The organism is Chryseobacterium soli (assembly GCF_000737705.1).
GTDB lineage: Bacteria > Bacteroidota > Bacteroidia > Flavobacteriales > Weeksellaceae > Chryseobacterium > Chryseobacterium soli.
Genome location: NZ_JPRH01000002.1, coordinates 384,022 through 403,181, shown reverse-complemented (window position 1 = coordinate 403,181; position 19,160 = coordinate 384,022). Strand labels below are relative to the sequence as shown.

Below are 19,160 nucleotides of genomic sequence, written 5' to 3'. Positions count from 1 at the left end.
CTGCTTCTGACGACCAGCTTCCTGCTCTTTATACTTTTACACTCACCTGCATTACCTGCAGATCAAATTCTTTGGAAGCGACCAGTAAATGGTCGAAAATATCCGCCTGGATCTGTTCAAAACGTTCCCATTTGGAATCATTGGCAAAACAATAAATTTCCAACGGCAATCCCTGAGGAGTTATATCCAGCTGACGCACCATCATGACTCCTTTTTTTTCTACATCAGGATCATTTTCTATATATTTCTGGGCATAATATCTGAAAACTCCAATATTCGTTAGCTGTCTTCCATTCACAATCTTATCCTTATGGGCCAGCTTTTCTTTTTCTTTTCTGATCTCAATACTTTTCCCCTCCAGATATTCGGAAATCAGATTAATATCTTTCAACCGCTCAATTTCTTCATCATCTAAAAATTTAAAGGAATTGATATTAAAATAAATAGATTTTTTAATTCTGCGGGTATTGGATTCAGACATAATCTGAAGGTTTTTTATTTCAGTAGTCAGCAAATCATAGGTTGGAATCGTGGAAACCGTTTTATCGAAATTGGTGATTTTCGTAGTTAAAAGACTTATATCAGAAATATTTCCTTCTATATTATATTTAGGAATACCAATCCAATCCCCTACTTTCATGCTTTTGGAAGTAGCAACGTGAAGACCGGTAACAAACCCCAGAATAGTATCTCTGAAAACCAGGACCAGAACAGCCGTTATAGCTCCCAGACTTCCTAAAATGGTTCCGCCCTTGATGCCAAAAATCACACAGATTCCCACTACGGTAAGGATAAAGATTCCAAAAATCTTAACCGATTCTGAAATAGCGTTTAATGCCATTATCTTATAGTAATCCTGCTTGATGACAAAATAGTTCCTCAACGCGGTTAATGCCCTGAATAACATACCTGCGATAACAAAAATAATAGCTACGCTTACGATTACGCCTAAAAATTCAAAACTTTTAGGATGTCTCCAGAATACAGACCGCAACGCAGTTTCTGCAAAACTCAATGCTCCCAGATGAACAATGGAATTCGTTATTCTTGATTGATAGATTGATTTTAAAACCGGAAATTTTTCTTTGTCAAAAAAATATTTAAAAACGGTATTGACCAGAATTTTAAAAAGAAAATCCAACAGATAAACCAGTCCTGCTAAAAATACGAACTTAAGGATAATCTGACAGGTCAATGCCAAATCACTCGGCACATTATCTCTGACGAAATAATGGATCTTGTCACTTATATCCTGCAAAAAATCTTTGGTATCTTGTAGTTCGTCTTTCATGTACAGCAAATTTAGGAAATTAACGTTGGTTTTAATTAAAACTTAACCATCAATTTTCATCCCAAAATGATTTCTTTTTTTATTATTTATTGAAAATTATGAAATCCTCTTAAACTTTGATGAATAAATGGAAAATTCGCCAAAAATCAGTAAACAAAATAAATAATATTAAAAGTTTATCACATTTTATGATTTTATATTTAATTATTTATTAAATTTGGTTAAAACTAAACAAACCAAAATCAATTAGATATGAGAAAACACTACTTATTTATTTTGTTGTGTGTATTCACACTTTTAACGAATTGTACAGGAGGTGAAGATCCTGCAATAGTTTCCGAAAATATAGGTCCGGCGGTGATAAAAACCGGAAAACTTACCGGAACAGTGATATCACAAAACGGCGCCAAACCTATTGGAGGTGCTTCCGTTTTCACTTTTGATGACAAGTATAAAATCTACTACACCACTTCTGATGCAGACGGTAACTTTACGTTGGAAGCTCCGGTTGGAAATCGCACCATTCATATTCAAACAGGGAATGGCAGCAACTTCCGCTCTGAAATTTCCGCGAGTGTAAAGGATAATTCAACTGTAAATCTAACAACGACTCAAACCAAACTGAACCAGGTTGCAAAAATTGCTTATGTAAAAGGATCGTATGATAAAATCGAAGATATCATTCAGACTTTGGGGTATACTGCTACAGCAATTACCAATAACGATCTTGCGAATTTAACGACGATCTCACAGTATGATATTATTTTTCTTAATTGCGGCTCAAGAAATTATTATGTAAATCAATCACTTTATCCTGCAATTGATGCCAATTTAGCCACTTTTGTTGCTAACGGCGGAAGTATTTATGCTTCAGACTGGGATGTTGCTTATTTAGTAGGTGGTACAGACAATACTTCCAACTGTTCACCTGCAGGTGGATTTGTTCCGGACACAAAACTCTGCTCTATGAATCAGGGAAGCCAGGGCATTGTTCCGGCAGTAGTAACCAATACAGCGCTTTCTTCAGCATTAGGATTTACTTCATTTAACATCGATTTTGATCTGGGAGCGTGGCAGAGAATTACAAACTATGATCCCAATTATTGGGAGGTATTAGTTAAAGATACTTCAAACAGTGCCTTGATGATCAGAACCAATCATTTTACAACCACAGGTGCTGCGACTACTCCGATAGGAAATGCTCCAACATCAACATTTGTAACGGTTTGCATTACACTGCCGGGAAATATTCAGGTTAGTATTTCAGTTCCTCAGGTATTGGTTCCTTATCTGGTAGCATTGGGCGCAACAGTAGGACCTTGCTCAGGGTCTTCAAACAGCGGATATATTTATTACACTTCTTTCCATAATCATGCTTCAGGAAACATTGGAAATGCGGGCGTAATTCTGCAATATGTAATCTTAAACTTATAATAAAATTTTTAACTTAAACTGAAAGGTGGCTTTTTTAAGGCCACTTTTTTTTATCTTGCATGTATATATTTTAAGAATGGACACTGCACTTATTAATCTTCTCTGTCTTATTTTACTGTTCCTGGGAATGCTGGGAACATTTCTGCCCGTTTTACCGGGCCTATTATTAAGCATCTGCGGATTGTTGATTTATAAATTCGGGACTGATGCCGATCTGCCTATGATCTACATCTGGGCATTTGGGATTCTTACGGCAGTTTCTATCATTTTAAGTTATGTAATTCCTGCTAAAACCAATCAAAAGTATGGCGGAACGCGCTGGGGAAGTATTGGTTCTATTGTCGGAACTATCGTCGGAATGTTTCTTCCTATTCCGCTAGGATTTTTAATCGGAATGTTTGCCGGAGTTTTCATCGGAGAACTTCTTCACGACAGCAAAGACATGAATAAAGCCCTGAAATCTACCAAAGGAGCCTTTATTGGCTTTATTTACGGGACAGGATTCAGCCTTGTGGTTGGAGTGGCAATGTTTTTGGTGGTAGTACTCAATATGATTGGTCTCATTTAAAAAAGAAAATTATGCTACATAAAACCCTATTAATCAGCCTCGGGTTATTAACTCTGGCTAACTGTAATGCTCAAAAGGAAGCTAAAAATGCCACCGGAGTACCTGTTACCCATAATAATTCCCATCCAACAAAAACTGCTCAGAACAAAATAAATGTGATTTACTTTAACGAAGGGGAAAACAAATTCCTCAAAGAATATGACATGAATGTCACCTTTAAGGGGATATCTGAGGACAGCCGCTGTCCTCAAGGCGTCAACTGTATATGGATAGGTGCTGCGGTAGCACAGGTAGAAGTAATGGGAGTGGCAACAAGACCTACGACATTATCCCTTTCCACCATAGAAAAAGCTGATCGAAATTATCATCAGTCAGAATATTTTAACGGATATACCATTTCATTGGCAGAAGTAACGCCCTATCCTACTTCCGAAAAAGACTCAAAAGCTCTTCAGGGAAAGTACAGAATCGGAATCATCATCAGCAAGGAAGATATGCAAAAAGGATCTACCACGAAATAGGTTTCTTTCCTTTTGAAATCAGATATTCATTAATTTTTGAAAAAGGTTTGCTTCCGAAAAATCCTCTGTATACAGAAAATGGTGACGGGTGCGCCGATTTAATAATAAAATGCTTAGCCGGATCAATGAATTCAGCTTTTTTCTGTGCAAAAGCTCCCCACAAAACGAAAACTACATTTTCTTTTTTATCGGAAATTTCTTTAATGATAAAATTGGTAAATGTTTCCCAACCGAGATCTTTGTGGGAATTGGGTGTATGGGCACGCACTGTTAAGGTAGCATTCAATAACAAAACTCCTTGTTTCCCCCAATCGTCAAGTTCTTTGGAAGTTCTTACGACTCCAACATCATCTTTCAGTTCAATAAAAATATTTTTAAGAGAAGGAGGTGCGGTTACCTGTTCAGAAACAGAAAAACACAATCCATTGGCTTGAAAATCATTATGATAAGGATCCTGCCCGATGATTACGACTTCAATATCATCAAAAGGAGTAATCTCCAGCGCTCTGAAAATCTGATTTTTAGGAGGGAAAACTTTTGTGGTTGCGTATTCATGCTTTACTTTTTCCCACAGGGTGGTAAAATATTCGGTGCTTTTTATGGGAGCTAAAATATCGGTCCAGGTCATGCGTATTGATTTGATAATTTGAAAATATTTAATTTATAGGTATCAATTCTAAATATTGATCTTTTCCAAATGTGATATAAAATAATGCCAAAAATGGATTTCTCCCACTTAAATTAAACCTTAAAGTTTCATCAGAATTTATTTTTAAATTAATCGGATTCGAACGGCACCAATCAATCTTAGCTCTTAATCTATGTTCTCCTTCCTCAATCTCAAATTCCTTGGATTCACCATCCGCAATATCTCCTATTTTTTTATCATCCAAATAAATTCCGATTGATCTCAGTTTGTTTGAATATTCTGATGAGCGATTGATAATTATTTTTGCCATTTTTACAGTAATAGATTTAATAAACTCACTTACAAATAACAAAATTATACGTTTTTATTCAAACTAAAAATAATATTATCAGGAAAACCTTCATCCTTCCTCCCCTCTTCCAACACAAATTGATGCTTTAGAAGAAGTCCTTTCGAATTTTCATTGAACTTATTGGTCATTGCAACAATTTCCTGCAATTGTAAAGTATTAAAAGCAAAATGTAAAACCGCAGCCAATGCTTCCGACATAATTCCTTTTCTGTGATACTCAGGTAATAATTCATATCCTACTTCTGCTTGTATTCTGTCTTCGGTAAATTTCCAAAGACAAATAGTTCCGATAAGATTCGGCTGGTCTTTTAAAGAAATTCCCCAATAAAAAGTCTCCTTATTTCTGGTTCTTTCTTTAATGGTCAAAATAAACTGCAGGGCATCGTAATTATTTTTCGGAGAATTTCTCTGAACAAATTGATTGATCACTTCATTGCTTCGAATCCGTAAAATATCTTCAACATAGCTTTCATTAATTTCTTTTAAAATCAAACGGTCTGTTTCTATTTTCATATTTCAAATGTACTAAAACCATCACATTCAAAGATTATCTCAATTTCAAATTATTGCATTCATAATTTTCTCACTAAATTTGCATTGTGTATATAAATAAAGAAGATTTAAACGAATTAGAGTTTCCGCAATTGCTCGCGGAAATTTCTCCTTTGGCCTATTCTCCGAAAACGAGAGAAAAAATTCTTCAACTTCGTCCCATGGAAATTGACGAGGCAGAACTTTCATTGAAAAAAACGTCCGAATATCTGTCGAGTTTTGAAAGTTCAAATGCGATTCCGTTTGATGAATATGAAGATATCGAAAGTGAGCTGAAGCTAATGCTGATCGAGAATTACCGTCTTGAAAATAATGCTTTCATCAGAATAAAAACCATCACGGAACAAATAGGAAAACTGAAGAAGTTTTTCCCAACCATGCCGGACACCTTCCCTAATTTAATGGGAGATGCAGCGGTACTGGAATTCAGAAAAGAAATCATTGATAAGGTTGATAAGGTCTTTAACCGTTTTGGTGAGGTAAAAAGTGAAGCTTCCCCCATTTTAAAAACATTGAGAGCAGAAATCCAGCAGGCTAAAAAAGCCATTCAGGAAAATTTCAACCGTGTTTTATTTAATTATGGACAGAGTGATTTTCTGGATGATATCCGGGAAAGTATTATTGAAGATCAAAGGGTTTTAGCAGTAAAATCTGCCTACAAAAAAAGAGTTCCGGGAAGAGTGCTCGGACTTTCTAAAACAGGTTCTATCACGTATATCCAACCGGACAGCGTGGTAAAACACTATTTCAAACTTCGTGAAGATCAGGAGGAGGAAAAGAAAGAAATTGATAAAATTCTGAGAAATCTTACGGCAGAATTATCGGAGTTCCAGCCTCAGCTATGGAAATATCAGAAATATATTTTTGATCTTGACCTTACGAGAGCCAAAGCCAAATTTGCAGAGATGATTAATGGGATTTTACCCAAGATCAACCGTCATAAAACGCTGCGGTTAAAAGATGCCTATCATCCTTTGTTATGGCTGAGAAATAAAGTGGAAAACAAAACGATTTTCCCGCAAAGTCTGACATTGACGGATCATAACAGGATTATCTGTATTTCTGGGCCGAATGCGGGTGGAAAATCAATCACGCTAAAAACAGTCGGATTGTTGCAGCTGATGATCCAGAGTGGCCTTTTAGTTCCTGTACATCCAAAATCTGAAATGTTTTTCTTTAAGAAAATAATGACGGACATTGGGGATAACCAATCGATCGAAAACCATCTTTCCACTTATTCTTCAAGATTGAAGAAAATGGCAGGAATCATCCGTGAATCGGATGCTGATACGCTGTTACTGATCGATGAATTCGGAACAGGTTCTGATCCTGAATTGGGTGGTGCCCTCGCAGAAAGTTTCCTTGAATTTTTCTACGACAAGAAAAGTTTCTCCATCATTACCACGCATTATACCAATATCAAACTCGTAATAGAACAACTTCCAAATGCTGAAAATGCTGCAATGCTGTTTAACGAGGAAACATTGGAACCATTGTATAAACTTGAAGTGGGACAGGCAGGAAGTTCATTTACGTTTGAGGTTGCTGAGAAGAATAAAATCCCAAGATTTATTATTCATTCTGCAAAGAAAAAAGTAGAACACGACATCGTGAATCTGGATAAAACGATTGTAAAACTTCAGCAGGAAAAATATGAGGTTGAAAAACTGAAAACGGATCTTGCGGAACGAAAAGAATCTGTGGAAGACAAGCGAGATAATCTCCAAAAACTTAACGAGCAGCTTCAACAAAAACTGTTCAGCTTTCAAAAGCTGTATGAGGATGAACACCGCAAACTTCAGTTCGGAAATAAGATCGAAACTTTTATTGACAGCTATGTAAAAGGGAAATCCCGAAAAGATGTGGTCAAAGATTTTGTAAAACTGTTGGAACAGGAAAAATTCCGTAAAGTAGGTGCCGATAAAGATGAAACGAAACGCATGCAGGTGGTAAAAAGGAAAATCACTCAGCAGCTGAAGAAAGAAGACGTCATTGAAAAGATTGCCGAAACCAACGAAAAGATTGAAGAAAAACGTAAAAGCGACCGTGAAATCTGGATGAAAATCGGCCAACGGGTACGTATTACGGGAAGCACCAGTGTGGGAACCATAGAAAAGATCTCAAAGAATAAAGTTATCGTGAATTATGGAACATTCAAAACCACGATTAATGCTGATGAACTGGAAAGGATTTAATGGTTTACAAACTATTTTATAAACAAAAAGCGCTGATGAATCAGCGCTTTTATTGTTATTTTTTAATCAATTTTAATCGTTTAAGATTTTCTTTATTTTTAATCTGGATAAAGTAAACTCCTTTTGCAAGATGGCTGATCCTAATTGTACCATCAGAAGTTTTTCCTTCCATCGCTTTTTGTCCTGCCGCCGTAAAGATTTCAAAATCTGCTTGCGAACTGACCCCGGAAATATGGACAACATCTGAAGCAGGATTAGGAGATATGGTTATTATCTCTTTGAATGCAGCGGTTTCTTCTACGGCAAGCGTATGGCTTTTAAGTATTACCCCATAATCTTCTACCTCTCCATACATAAATGTACCACATGAAGGAATACTAACAGTCTGACTGGAAATTACCCTCATGGTAACTCCACAAGGTGAAATGGTTGAAATGACAGACAATGCTGGAATATTAAATGTAGAAGTAACAGTAGATGTTGTACTCAAATTGGTCAACAGTAAAGCTTCGGAAGACTCAAAAATTCCATTGCCATTAAAATCTATCCATGCCCGAACTGCAGCTGGCGTTGGAACACCAGCGGACCAGGTCTGACTGACAGAAAGTTTATTATTAGCAGTCCCCAGTTCGAACTGTATTTGGCGCGTAGGATCACTCCTGTAATCTGTATAGTTAGAGGCACCGGAATTACTGATCATCTGCGGAAGTCCTGCGGAAGGAATAACCGTTACATTAGAAATATGCATCACACTGGTGTCTGAAGAAGCTGCTGTACAGTAATTTAAATAGGTTGAAAAAATAACAGAACCTGAATTACCTCCTGAAATGACATCAATAACCTGAACTTCATAAGCTGTGCATGACTGAAGACCTGCCAAGGTATATTGAGTATTATTGATTACCTGTATGGAAGCCCAGGCACCAACCCCACCGGGTCTGTATCTTATCATATAATCCGTGGAACCGGGAACAGGATCCCAGGTTACTTTTCCAGCGCTCGTGGAAATATTCGATACGGCAACATTTGTAGGAGCAGTAAATGATTTTTCAACACAAATTTTATCAGCTACAGTTTTGGCCTGAAGATGTGTCATTACCGGTAATAAAAGGAAAAGATAGAGTAGATTTTTTCTCATAGTTTTCGATGGTTATAAATTTTTCTGAAAAATAGTTTAAAATCCAAATATAACCACACTTTTTAGTGAAATATTATACTTAAATTGAATTTTGTTAATTTATTATCATAAAATCAGAAATTGCATCATTATCTTAACTTTTCAGATTATCCTTTCAAATATGGCATTAGAATTATGATTTAGATACCTACCGAAAAGCATTTAATTTATATATTTGAAGAGTCAAAAATTTTTCATGATGATTTCTGTAAACAAAGCATTCTGTGTATCCATTTTCAGTGTTTTTTCTTTGGCTTCAGTCAAAGGCCAGCAAAAAGTTCCTTTTGGAGTAGTAAAAGCTGAAGAAGGATATGCCAACGTACGTGTTCATAAAGATAACTACAGAAAAATTGTAGACAAGATCCGTATGCGCAAAGGGGATGTTTTTGTATATGTAAAACCAGCTCCGGGAGAAACGGAATGGATATGGATTAAATATCCTGAAAAACAGGATGCTGACAAGCCTTTTGTACGGTATGAGGATCTCGACAAAGAAGGTATGGTGAATAAAGAACGTATTGCTTTTATAGACCAGCTGCCTCAATACACCCCTTCAAAATCCAAAAACGGAAGATCACTCATTTTTGTAGACAATAGCAATCCGAAAATACCGACTGCGCAAAGAAGTAAAGTAGTCATCGATGTATATCCTTCGAATGCCGGCTACCGTAAACAGGAGAAAGATGCCAACGGAAATATTCTTACGATTGATAAAGTAAAACCATGGGGAATCAGCAACGAACTTCCTGAAGGAATGACGGAAATCAAATCCATAAGGGTTCAGCAACCGGGCCGAGGTTCTGTTTTTGTACGGGAGGCCATCAAAAATATGTTTATGCCAACCATGGATTTCAATAATGTCGGAGTAACCGCACTGGACAACGATCATATCTTTTTGTATATGATTAATGGAACCGGAGAAAACAGGTATACTTCACTTTGGACCATCAAAGAAGGAAGAGTCATCAGCCAGATTATTTATAAAAGTCCGGAATAATACTTCGTTATATTCTTATTATTCTTATTTTTGCCACTGAAAAGCATCATGCTTATTCATCATAGAAATGGGTTCTGCTTAACCGCAGATTAAAAGGGAACTGTGTGAAAATCACGGACTGTCGCGCAACTGTAAGTAACTAAAGTCTTGATCAAAAAATCCACTGTGCACGCCATGGGAAGGAGATCAGGATGTTACAAGTCAGGAGACCTGCCTCTTTCGTTATACAAGAAACTTTCGCGGTTTGAAGTTTATTGGTCTGATGGATTGTTCAGGGATTTCATTATTCCTGTCTATATTCTGTTTGTCCCGATACTGTTCATTCTGCATTAATTAATAATGAATATGACTACAGAAGAAAGAATTGAAGCATCCGAAACCAGAATTTTTAAAGCGGTTTTCCCCAACACAACGAATCACTACGATACTCTTTTTGGAGGTACTGCCATGCAGCTAATGGATGAAGTAGCCTTCATCACCGCCACCCGTTTTGCAAGAAAAAGAGTGGTAACAGTAAGCAGCGATAAAATAGATTTTAAAAAACCGATTCCTGCAGGAACTATTGTGGAGCTGATCGGAAAGGTATCCCACGTAGGAAAAACGAGTATGAAAGTAAATGTTGAAATCTACACTGAGCAAATGTACTCTTATGAAAGAGAAAAGGCCATTGTAGGAGATTTTACTTTTGTGGCGATTGATGAATTTAAAAAGCCTATTCAGATCTTGTAAGGATTTATTTAACAATAATGTTATAATCCTTTAGTCACTGTAAAATACTATATAAACCTGTATGAAAAGTGCACTCTAAAATAAATTCTAAGAATCAGTTTCGGCGGCCTTTGGCCGCCGAAACTGATATAGAATAAAAAATTCCTACAATTATTTCAATACTTTTTCAGTATCCAGGCTTTTGATCAACAATAACTGAAAAGCTTCTCCCATTTCATCAGAAGCTCTGGTAATGGCATTTTCAAGCATATTCCGGATTTGATTTTCGGTTACTTTAGCTTCGGTCCAGCTTTTCCCGGAAGTATGGGAATTCAGAATAAAAGGCATAATACGGTCTATAGCACAGGCAAAAATAGCATCTGGAGTTTCCTCTTCTTCAAATTCAAGCCATAAATTAAAAAATTCTGAACGTAAAGGTTCATCCAAAATCCCGAAAATATTTTGTGCTGATTGTTTCTCTCTTTCAAACTTACCGATCATCGCTTTTTCATCAAAAAGAAAGGTGTCACCTGCTTCAATCTCCACAAGATCATGAATGGAAAGCATTCGTATTACCCTTAGTAAATCAATATCTGCTCTGTTTTTCGCATAGGGAAAAAGAATCTGTGCCAGAATAATAATCTGCCATGAATGTTCAGCCGTGTTTTCTCTTCTTGAATCATCAGCATTGTAATTTCTTCTCTGTACATTTTTTAAAGCATCGACTGCTAAAATAAAATCAATTTCTTTCTGTATTCTCATCTTATTTTCCTTTATAATATTCTTTTACCGTATATTTCTTTGTTTTGGTAACCCATTTATTGTTTACTTTTTCTTTGGTCGTCACTTGTACAGTTTCTTCTTCGCTGGTATCTTCTATTTTTTCAAATACTTTATCCAGGCCTTTATTGGGAATTACGGTGTATTCGGTAGTGAAAATCCTGCAGCATCCTGATTTCCCGTAAGCAATGAGGCGTTTGCGTTTCGCATCAGTTTCAAACATATCCATATTTACCGTCGCGAGTTCGGTAAGTCCTTTACTGAGCACAAATTGTTTTTTTGTAGAATTGAATACATAGACATCATGAGAAGCACTTCCGTAATTACCCATGTTTCCGTTTCTGACAGCTACATCTTCGGTTCCGTCAAAATTAAAATCCCCAAAAACTAAGGGACTTTGATCTGCATCCAGCCGAATATTCGTTCCGGAGACTGGTTTTTGATTTTCATTGATCCTAAAAACCAGATCTTCTGAGATAAGAGACTGGATTTTTTTATTGTTTTTATCCAATAAATCAATTGTGGCCTTTCCTTTACACTGATCGGTATCGCAATTTTCAACGTTGATTATGACATTATATTTTTTTGAAGAAGCGTTTACTTCAAAATGATTTTGTCCCCAAACAACGACTCCCAAAAACATAAATGGTAATAAAAATCTGTAATGTGTCATACGTATATTTTAATTTATACTATTGTAAGTAATTATTTCAACTCAACATTACAAAAATAAGGGTTTTGATTTCAAAGTTAATTTATATAAAAGATTAATTGTATTTTTAATAGAAATATACAAGATGAATTCAGAGTTTAATTATCCGCCAGAAATTACAGGAAAAAGAAAGGTATACTCCTTGTTTAAAGGCCTTAATCACCCGTTAGAAGTTATCAGCGGAAACCATCAGTCTTTAGGTGATAATTATTATATCAAAGCAAGTTTCACCGATAAAAATTTTATTTTTTCCCAGGATAAAGAATTCGTTGAATATATTTTAAAACAGAATCACAAAAATTATCAAAAATCAGAAATACAATCTGTCACATTAAGCAAATACCTCGGAAAAGGCTTATTGACAAACAATGGAAAAGACTGGTTACGACAAAGAAGACTGATTCAGCCTGGGTTCAGTAAGGTGAAAATTGCCAATCTGGTTTCCATTATGGAAGAAGAGATTGATACCTCTCTAGAAGTATTCAAGACCGAGCATGATGTAGATCTGTATGATTTTTTTCATTCTCTTGCCTTTAACATTGTTGCTAAAACACTTTTTAGTTCTGATGTTGACGAAAATACCGTGGGCGAATTAAGTAAAATCATTACAGAAATACAGGAAGTGTTCACCAAAGAAGTTCGTCTACCTTTTTACACCAGTATATTGAATATCTTTGGCGTAATTGATAAAAACATTGAAAAAAGTAAAGCAGCAAAAGCTATTATTCAAAGTATTCTAGATAAAAGAAGAGCTTCGGAAGAGGAAAAAAATGATCTGCTGGATATGCTTATTCAAACGAGATACGAAGACACGCAGCTTCCCATGTCCGATGAACAGCTCGTTGATGAAATGCTCATTCTTTTTATTGCAGGTCATGAAACAACGGCTAATGCTTTGAGCTTTATCTTCTTTGAAATCAGTCAAAATCCAAAAGCTGAAGAAAAAATAAAAAAGGAAATAGAAAACGAAGGAGAAATGGTTTTTACTCCAGAAAACTTAATGAAGAAATCCTTTACCGTCAATGTAATCAAAGAAGGAATGCGTCTCCACTCTCCGGCCTGGGCAATTGATCGGGAAGCGTTAGAAGACGATCATTTTAAGGAATATTCCTGGCCAAAGGGCACTTTGATCATCCTCTACATCAGCGGCCTTCATAGAAATCCAAAATATTGGGAACATCCGGACTCTTTCATTCCTGAACGTTTTGAAGATGAAAATGCTAAAAACTTTGCTTATTATCCTTTCGGAGCTGGTCCCCGGCTTTGTATCGGTGAACATTTTGCCATAATGGAAATGGCTCTTATCGTTCGTAAATTCTATCAAAAATTCACTTTTATATCAAATCAGAAAGAGTTGAAGAAAAAAGCTCTTGTTACATTAAGACCCATCAGCTTAAAAGGTAAAATTATTAGCATTTTGACCTAATTTTTCAAAATATTCCATTCTATAAAGGTAGCACTTAAAAAAAATATAACTGATTTTCAAATAGTTATGTATTATATTTATAATTTTACACTACTTTGTATTGCATAATACCATTTTAATTACATATCTTTGTAATGTAAAATAAGAATAGACTCAACTAGCTAGGGGTCATGATTCTAAAAATTACACTAATCAACAAAACTTATAAAAGATGAATACTGAAAATACCAAAGCGCAAATGCGAAAAGGAATTCTGGAATTCTGTATTTTAAGTCTCATAAATAACCGTGAAATGTATGTTTCCGATTTAATAGATGAACTGAAAAAAGGAAAACTGGATGTAGTGGAAGGAACCCTCTACCCTCTTTTAACCAGATTAAAAAACGGGGAGTTTCTTTCTTACAGATGGGAAGAATCTACAGGAGGACCACCCAGAAAATATTACCAAATAACAGAAAAAGGCAAGTTGTTTTTGGACGAACTGCAAAATACCTGGAAAGAATTAACAGATTCTGTCAACCAAATCACTCAAAAAATTTAAAAACAAAGCTATGAACAAGACACTCTCAATAGGACTCGCAGGTTTTTCTTTTACGATAGAAGAACACGCATATATAAAGCTCAGCGATTATCTGAATGCACTGAGAAGCTCTCTGGATGCTTCTGAAGCAGATGAGGTAATGCATGACATAGAAATAAGAATGGTTGAAATCTTCAGAGATTCTTTAGGAAAACGTGAAGTAGTGAATGATTCAGACGTAGAAAGAGTTATTGCACAAATCGGAACTCCAGAAAAAATTGAAGAACAGGAAGAAGCCTATTACTCTGAAAAGAATACTAAAAGCAATACTAACAGCCAGGGAACGGCATACAGCGATAAAAAGCAGTTATTCCGTGATCCTGAAAGACAGAAAATTGCAGGGGTTTGTGCAGGTTTAGCCCATTATGTAGGAATGGACATTACCGCTATGAGAGCCATCTGGCTAGGGGTTTTCATATTAGGAATCTTTACAGCGGCTATCTCCTCTTCATTAATTGCTTTACTTTACATTATTCTCTGGATCGTATTGCCAAAAGCAGAAACGGCTGCAGATTACCTGAAAATGAAGGGAAAGCCTATGAACTTCGATAATTTGAAAGATGAGTCTAATAAACTGGTTCAGTTTGCAAACGAATCTACTCAAAGAGTCGGAGAGATTTATAACGAAAATAAGCCTTACATCAACAATGCAGGAAGCGGTATCTGGAATATCATCAAATATGTAGTGGGAGGACTATTTGCCTTAATGGCTTTAGGAAGCATTGTAGGAACATTTTTCATCGTTGGACTTTTCGGAATGGACAATGATTTTCCGGGAGCTAACCAGATTCGTTTTTATTTTGACGACAATGGAATGGATAAGGTGCTAACAGCGATGATGATTATTGGAAGTTTGATTCCTGTTATTCTATTCAGCTTGTTAAGCATCAAAATATTCTCGCCAAAAACTAAACTTAGAAATATTGGCTGGGTATTGGGAGCATTATTGCTTGCTTTGATTGCCTTAGGTTCTTTCTTCGGATTAAATATGGCAAAAAAGGAAATGTTCCTGAAAGGCCACAAGGAAGATACTGAAGAGATTGCGATCAACACCACTTCCGACAGTTTATATGTTGATGTAAAGCAGATCGCTATTCCGCAAAACTTTATAGGCTATGAGGACGATCTGTATTCGGATAAACAATCTGTTTTTGAAAAAGATTACATCTATATGGAAGTTACCAGAAAAGCAAACATCAAAACACCTTATCTGGTTATTAAAAAGGATGCAAAAGGATATAATATGCCTCTTCAGATTAATGTGCCGGTAGAAATTTCAGGGAATAAGATCATACTGCCTAATTATGTAAAATACCCATACGCTCACAGATTCAGAGATTACAGTATCAATTATGAGCTGGTAGTACCTCAGAATACGGTAGTAATTCCAATGAAAAAAGATGCTATCAGTTTTGACGGAGACCTGAACGGAGACGGTATCGACGATGATGACCAGGAAAGAGATCAACAAGGGAATATCAGAATCGAAAAGAATAAAATTTCCATTAACGGTTCTACTATTGAATACAATAATGATGATAAAGACAGCATCATCATCAATGGAAAAAAAGTTCCCAACTCACAAGCGGATCAGGTAATTGATTCTATGAAATCCAATATCAAGAAATTGAACAAGAACGTAGACATCAAAATCAAAGAAGGAAAAAACGAAATTTCCATAAAAACTAAATAACGAACTGCAGAGAGTGGCAGAAGGTGTGGATGGAGGACAACCGTTTGAAATTCACACTCTTCTTCTCTCAGAACAGAACAAAAACATGAATATTTTGTTTACTATGTTAAAAAATTATCATACCTTCGTATAATTATTATTTTAATAACCAAATCAATAAAAAAAACACCTCAACCATGGTACAAGTTGCACTAGAAATTGTAATGAAGATCGCAGATTTAATCAGCGGTTTGTTTTAAGAGCGATAATATTTCAATATATTTGTAAAGTATAACCAGATTGGTTATGCTTTTTTTTATTTTAAATTCAAAAGAGATCTATGAAAAAACTAATAGGCAAGCTGGTGCTGAAAATGATAGGTTGGAAGGTCGTTTTACAGGGCGATGTCAACAGTCTGAACCGATGTATTCTTGTGGTAGCACCACATACGCATAATATGGAGTACATATTAGGAAATTTAGCCTACTGGTCTTTGGAAAAACCCTTAAAAATTATCATTAAAGATGCTCATACTAAAGCATGGTATGGCAGTGTAGTTAGAAGCTTAGGAGGAATAGGGATCGACAGAACCCAGAAAAATGATCTCGTTAACTTCGTTGCTCAGCAGTTTGCCAAGGAAGATTTCAGTTTAGTCATCACACCCGAAGGTACCAGGAGCTGGGTTCCGAAATGGAGAAAAGGGTTTTATCATATGGCGTTAGCCGCAAAAGTGCCTATTGTACTGGCTGCCGGAGATTTTAAAAGGAAAATAGTGTATTTAGGATATACCATTCCTTATGAAAGAATCGCCTCTGTCCCTTTTGTTGAAATTATGAAAGAAATCGAAGACTACTATATCAAAAACGATATTAGTCCAAAAATTCCTGCCAACTGGAATCCGAATATTATGGGTACAGGAAATGACAACGAGAGCAATTAGAAGCTAAATTAATCATACTTATAATTAATTATCACTGATACAGATGAAAGGCCAGACTAAAGAAGAACTTCTTATATTTTTAAATAACTGGGGAGAAGACATAACGCTAGCAAAAACACTCGAAATAGAATTTATTGACATCGATACCGAAAACGAAACCCTTACAGCGACTATGCCTGTACAGCCAAAGGTTCATCAGCCTTTCGGAATTCTGCATGGAGGTGCAAGCTGTGTACTCGCAGAAACTCTGGGTTCAAGCCTATCCAATATCTTCATTGACGGAACTAAATATTATGGAGTTGGAACCAACATCAATTCCAATCACCTAAGAAGTAAAAAAGACGGAATCGTAACGGCTACGGCACGTTTCATCAGAAAAGGAAAAACCATGCACGTTTCTGAAATTGAAATTCGTGACGAAAAAGGTATTTTAATTAACCATACAACAATGACTAATAATATCATCAATAGATAGTCAGTGATCATAAAAACAATAAAAAGACTCAAAAAATTGAGTCTTTTTTTATGGACTTATTAACCCTAAAATAAGTTCACACTAAATGGGAACATTTCATTAAAAAACAGCTCATTTGATTTTGACATTTTTAAGACTAGTAATACCTTTGCTGAAAGAAAAATCAACATGGGAATTTCCTGTATTATTTCCAACTAAAGATTTTCAAAAGTATCGTACTCATGATTTATTTCAAACTCCCTTTCAACGAAAAACTATATACAACCAATCAAAAGCCAGGAACAGATCATGTGAATTTTTATTCATTTGACGGACTGAGGCAACTTAGTTTTGAAGGAGATTTTATTGAAGCAGATCCCGTTCAGTTTGAACAGGTTATCATTACTAATGAATCAGTCAAAAAGGACGACAGCCGTTTTAATCCAGAATCAAAAGACGAATATCTTCAGACTTTGCAGGAAGTCATTGAAGTGATCAAAGAAAATGAGCTTCCCAAAATAGTTCTCTCCAGACGAAAAATTTTCAAAAATTTTAATCATATCGATTATAAGGAAAGTTTCAAAAATATGTGTCAGGCCTACCCTAATGCATTCAGATATTTATTTAATGATGGCGAGAACGCCTGGATGGGTGCCTTTTCTGAGGTATTGGGGAAATTCAACAAGAACACCCATGAATTCGAAACCATGAGTCTTGCGGGTACGCTGCCGGTCTCAGAAGACTGGTCGAAAAAAGAAATTGAAGAACAACAACCTGTTTCCTCTTACATCCGGAACATTCTGGAAACGTATGCAGAGAACATAGAAGTGTCAGAAACCTACGACCATATTTCAGGAAACATCAAACACCTTCGGACGGATTTCAAAGTAACTATTCAACCGGAAGATCTGGATACCATTATTCATGAGCTACACCCTACTCCGGCTGTATGCGGTATTCCTAAAGATTTCTGCAAAAAAAATATACAGCAGTTTGAAAAATTTCCGCGTGAATTCTATGCCGGATATATCAAAATTGAAACTGATGATACCGTACAGTATTTTGTGAATCTCCGCTGTGCTAAATTATATCAGGATTCCGTTCATGTATTCGTTGGAGGTGGAATTACAACACAAAGCAATCCGGAAAAGGAATGGACTGAAACAGAACTTAAATCTGAGGCAGTATTAAAGAATCTGGTTATTTCCTAAACACAGCTTAAGTAGAATCTTTTTTGCAAAACAAGGATGATAGGTATAAAACAAAACCTCTTTCAAGTGATTGAAAGAGGTTTTTATATAGGAGTATTCTATTAAAATTATTTTTTTATCTTCACTCCGATCTGGCTCCATGTATGCAATACATACAGTACAATAAGGCCGATAACTGCTGAAGCAATTGAAAATACAAACTTCAAATTGTCTTCAGATAAAAGATCTGTGCTCCAGTCTAGTGCGTACACATTAATTGCGGTAAAAACTACAAAAACTACTAAAAATACTTTATAAAACTTCTGCATGATTCTTAAAAATTAATATAATTCTGCACCAATTGTGCAAAGTTTGCGGTAAATAATTTAATGGAAATCGCCAAAAGAATAATTCCGAAAACTTTCTGAAGGATTGACAAAGTTGCCTCTCCCATTTTATTCTCCAGCCATTTCGCTGATTTCAGCACCAAATATACGAAAATTGTATTGAGAATAATCCCAAAAATAATATTAATGTCATGGAATTCAGCTCTCAGAGACAAAGTAGTGGTTAAAGTTCCTGCTCCAGCAACCAGCGGAAATGCGATAGGAACAATGGAAGCCGCCTTTGCTTCAGTAGTTTTGTTGATTTCTATTCCCAGGATCATTTCCAGTGCTATGATAAAAATCACAAAAGCTCCGGCAATAGCAAAGGAATTTACATCCACACCAATCAGCTTAAGGATCTTATTTCCTACAAATAAGAAAACAATCATGATGGCTCCCGCAGTTATTGAAGCTCTACCCGCTTCGATCTGCCCGAATTTTTGCTGTAAACTTACCACAATAGGAACAGAGCCGATAATATCGATAACGGCGAAAAGAACCATAAAAGAGGTCATAACTTCTTTAATAGAAAAATCATTGAAAACTTCCATCTCTTCGTTTTTAAATATTTCGCAAA

General features: G+C 35.8%; 21 protein-coding genes and 1 riboswitch. Of the genes, 12 read left to right on the top strand and 9 right to left on the bottom strand.

The window, feature by feature from the left end; genetic code table 11:
* Positions 1 to 28: 28 nt before the first annotated feature.
* Positions 29 to 1,291, bottom strand: coding sequence for a mechanosensitive ion channel family protein (locus IW15_RS07140; RefSeq protein WP_034710230.1), 1,263 nt, complete (start codon positions 1,289 to 1,291; stop codon positions 29 to 31).
* A gap of 252 nt (positions 1,292 to 1,543) precedes the next feature.
* On the opposite strand from IW15_RS07140, the gene IW15_RS07135 reads away from it, so the two are divergent.
* From IW15_RS07135 to IW15_RS07125, 3 genes are all read left to right on the top strand, one after another.
* Complete coding sequence (locus IW15_RS07135; protein ID WP_034710229.1) at positions 1,544 to 2,725, top strand: carboxypeptidase-like regulatory domain-containing protein; 1,182 nt, start codon at positions 1,544 to 1,546, stop codon at positions 2,723 to 2,725.
* Between the two features lie 76 nt (positions 2,726 to 2,801).
* Complete coding sequence (locus tag IW15_RS07130; protein ID WP_034710228.1) at positions 2,802 to 3,293, top strand: DUF456 domain-containing protein; 492 nt, start codon at positions 2,802 to 2,804, stop codon at positions 3,291 to 3,293.
* A gap of 11 nt (positions 3,294 to 3,304) precedes the next feature.
* On the top strand, positions 3,305 to 3,814 hold the full coding sequence (locus tag IW15_RS07125; RefSeq protein WP_034710227.1) for a hypothetical protein: 510 nt from the start codon (positions 3,305 to 3,307) through the stop codon (positions 3,812 to 3,814).
* Here the strand turns inward: IW15_RS07125 and IW15_RS07120 are convergent.
* The 3 genes from IW15_RS07120 to IW15_RS07110 are packed head-to-tail and all read right to left on the bottom strand — an operon-like array spanning position 3,801 to position 5,327.
* Positions 3,801 to 4,442: a uracil-DNA glycosylase gene (locus IW15_RS07120; protein ID WP_034710226.1), complete on the bottom strand. Its 642-nt coding sequence runs from the start codon at positions 4,440 to 4,442 to the stop codon at positions 3,801 to 3,803. The genes IW15_RS07125 and IW15_RS07120 overlap by 14 nt on opposite strands.
* 28 nt (positions 4,443 to 4,470) lie before the next feature.
* Positions 4,471 to 4,773: a hypothetical protein gene (locus IW15_RS07115; protein ID WP_034710225.1), complete on the bottom strand. Its 303-nt coding sequence runs from the start codon at positions 4,771 to 4,773 to the stop codon at positions 4,471 to 4,473.
* A gap of 44 nt (positions 4,774 to 4,817) precedes the next feature.
* On the bottom strand, positions 4,818 to 5,327 hold the full coding sequence (locus IW15_RS07110) for a GNAT family N-acetyltransferase (RefSeq protein WP_034710224.1): 510 nt from the start codon (positions 5,325 to 5,327) through the stop codon (positions 4,818 to 4,820).
* Positions 5,328 to 5,413: 86 nt separating this feature from the next.
* Between IW15_RS07110 and IW15_RS07105 the strand changes: the two genes are divergently transcribed.
* Positions 5,414 to 7,561: an endonuclease MutS2 gene (locus tag IW15_RS07105; protein WP_034710223.1), complete on the top strand. Its 2,148-nt coding sequence runs from the start codon at positions 5,414 to 5,416 to the stop codon at positions 7,559 to 7,561.
* 55 nt (positions 7,562 to 7,616) lie between these two features.
* Here the strand turns inward: IW15_RS07105 and IW15_RS07100 are convergent, their stop codons facing one another.
* The gene (locus IW15_RS07100) at positions 7,617 to 8,699 is read right to left on the bottom strand and encodes a GEVED domain-containing protein (protein ID WP_034710222.1); all 1,083 of its coding nucleotides are present in this window, start codon (positions 8,697 to 8,699) and stop codon (positions 7,617 to 7,619) included.
* Between the two features lie 235 nt (positions 8,700 to 8,934).
* On the opposite strand from IW15_RS07100, the gene IW15_RS07095 reads away from it, so the two are divergent.
* Both IW15_RS07095 and IW15_RS07090 read left to right on the top strand, forming a co-directional pair.
* Positions 8,935 to 9,735, top strand: coding sequence for a hypothetical protein (locus IW15_RS07095; protein WP_034710221.1), 801 nt, complete (start codon positions 8,935 to 8,937; stop codon positions 9,733 to 9,735).
* 52 nt (positions 9,736 to 9,787) lie between these two features.
* Positions 9,788 to 9,967: riboswitch (cobalamin riboswitch) on the top strand.
* Between the two features lie 113 nt (positions 9,968 to 10,080).
* Entirely contained in the window at positions 10,081 to 10,464 is a 384-nt protein-coding gene (locus IW15_RS07090) for an acyl-CoA thioesterase (RefSeq protein WP_027385876.1), read from the top strand.
* 150 nt (positions 10,465 to 10,614) lie between these two features.
* Here IW15_RS07090 and IW15_RS07085 read toward each other — a convergent pair whose 3' ends face one another.
* Both IW15_RS07085 and IW15_RS07080 read right to left on the bottom strand, forming a co-directional pair.
* Positions 10,615 to 11,205 carry an HD domain-containing protein gene (locus tag IW15_RS07085; protein ID WP_034710220.1) on the bottom strand — a complete coding sequence of 197 codons (591 nt, stop codon included), beginning with the start codon at positions 11,203 to 11,205 and terminating at the stop codon, positions 10,615 to 10,617.
* 1 nt (position 11,206) lies between these two features.
* On the bottom strand, positions 11,207 to 11,896 hold the full coding sequence (locus IW15_RS07080) for an FG-GAP repeat protein (protein WP_034710219.1): 690 nt from the start codon (positions 11,894 to 11,896) through the stop codon (positions 11,207 to 11,209).
* A 124-nt stretch (positions 11,897 to 12,020) separates the two neighbouring features.
* On the opposite strand from IW15_RS07080, the gene IW15_RS07075 reads away from it, so the two are divergent.
* The 6 genes from IW15_RS07075 to IW15_RS07050 all read left to right on the top strand — a co-directional run bounded on the left by IW15_RS07075 (position 12,021) and on the right by IW15_RS07050 (position 18,218).
* Positions 12,021 to 13,361, top strand: a complete 1,341-nt coding sequence (locus IW15_RS07075) for a cytochrome P450 (protein ID WP_034710218.1) — start codon at positions 12,021 to 12,023, stop codon at positions 13,359 to 13,361.
* A 211-nt stretch (positions 13,362 to 13,572) separates the two neighbouring features.
* A complete protein-coding gene (locus IW15_RS07070; protein ID WP_034710217.1) occupies positions 13,573 to 13,902 on the top strand; it encodes a PadR family transcriptional regulator in 330 nt (109 codons plus the stop codon).
* Between the two features lie 10 nt (positions 13,903 to 13,912).
* Positions 13,913 to 15,634: a PspC domain-containing protein gene (locus tag IW15_RS07065; protein WP_034710216.1), complete on the top strand. Its 1,722-nt coding sequence runs from the start codon at positions 13,913 to 13,915 to the stop codon at positions 15,632 to 15,634.
* Positions 15,635 to 15,953: 319 nt separating this feature from the next.
* Positions 15,954 to 16,553 carry a 1-acyl-sn-glycerol-3-phosphate acyltransferase gene (locus IW15_RS07060; protein WP_034710215.1) on the top strand — a complete coding sequence of 200 codons (600 nt, stop codon included), beginning with the start codon at positions 15,954 to 15,956 and terminating at the stop codon, positions 16,551 to 16,553.
* Between the two features lie 43 nt (positions 16,554 to 16,596).
* Positions 16,597 to 17,028 (top strand): PaaI family thioesterase, encoded by a 432-nt coding sequence (locus tag IW15_RS07055; RefSeq protein WP_034710214.1) that lies wholly within the window; start codon positions 16,597 to 16,599, stop codon positions 17,026 to 17,028.
* Between the two features lie 221 nt (positions 17,029 to 17,249).
* Positions 17,250 to 18,218, top strand: coding sequence for a chorismate-binding protein (locus IW15_RS07050; protein ID WP_034710212.1), 969 nt, complete (start codon positions 17,250 to 17,252; stop codon positions 18,216 to 18,218).
* A gap of 107 nt (positions 18,219 to 18,325) precedes the next feature.
* Here IW15_RS07050 and IW15_RS07045 read toward each other — a convergent pair whose 3' ends face one another.
* The gene (locus tag IW15_RS07045) at positions 18,326 to 18,526 is read right to left on the bottom strand and encodes a hypothetical protein (protein ID WP_034710211.1); all 201 of its coding nucleotides are present in this window, start codon (positions 18,524 to 18,526) and stop codon (positions 18,326 to 18,328) included.
* A gap of 5 nt (positions 18,527 to 18,531) precedes the next feature.
* A complete protein-coding gene (locus IW15_RS07040; protein ID WP_034710209.1) occupies positions 18,532 to 19,134 on the bottom strand; it encodes a MarC family protein in 603 nt (200 codons plus the stop codon).
* Positions 19,135 to 19,160: the final 26 nt, after the last annotated feature.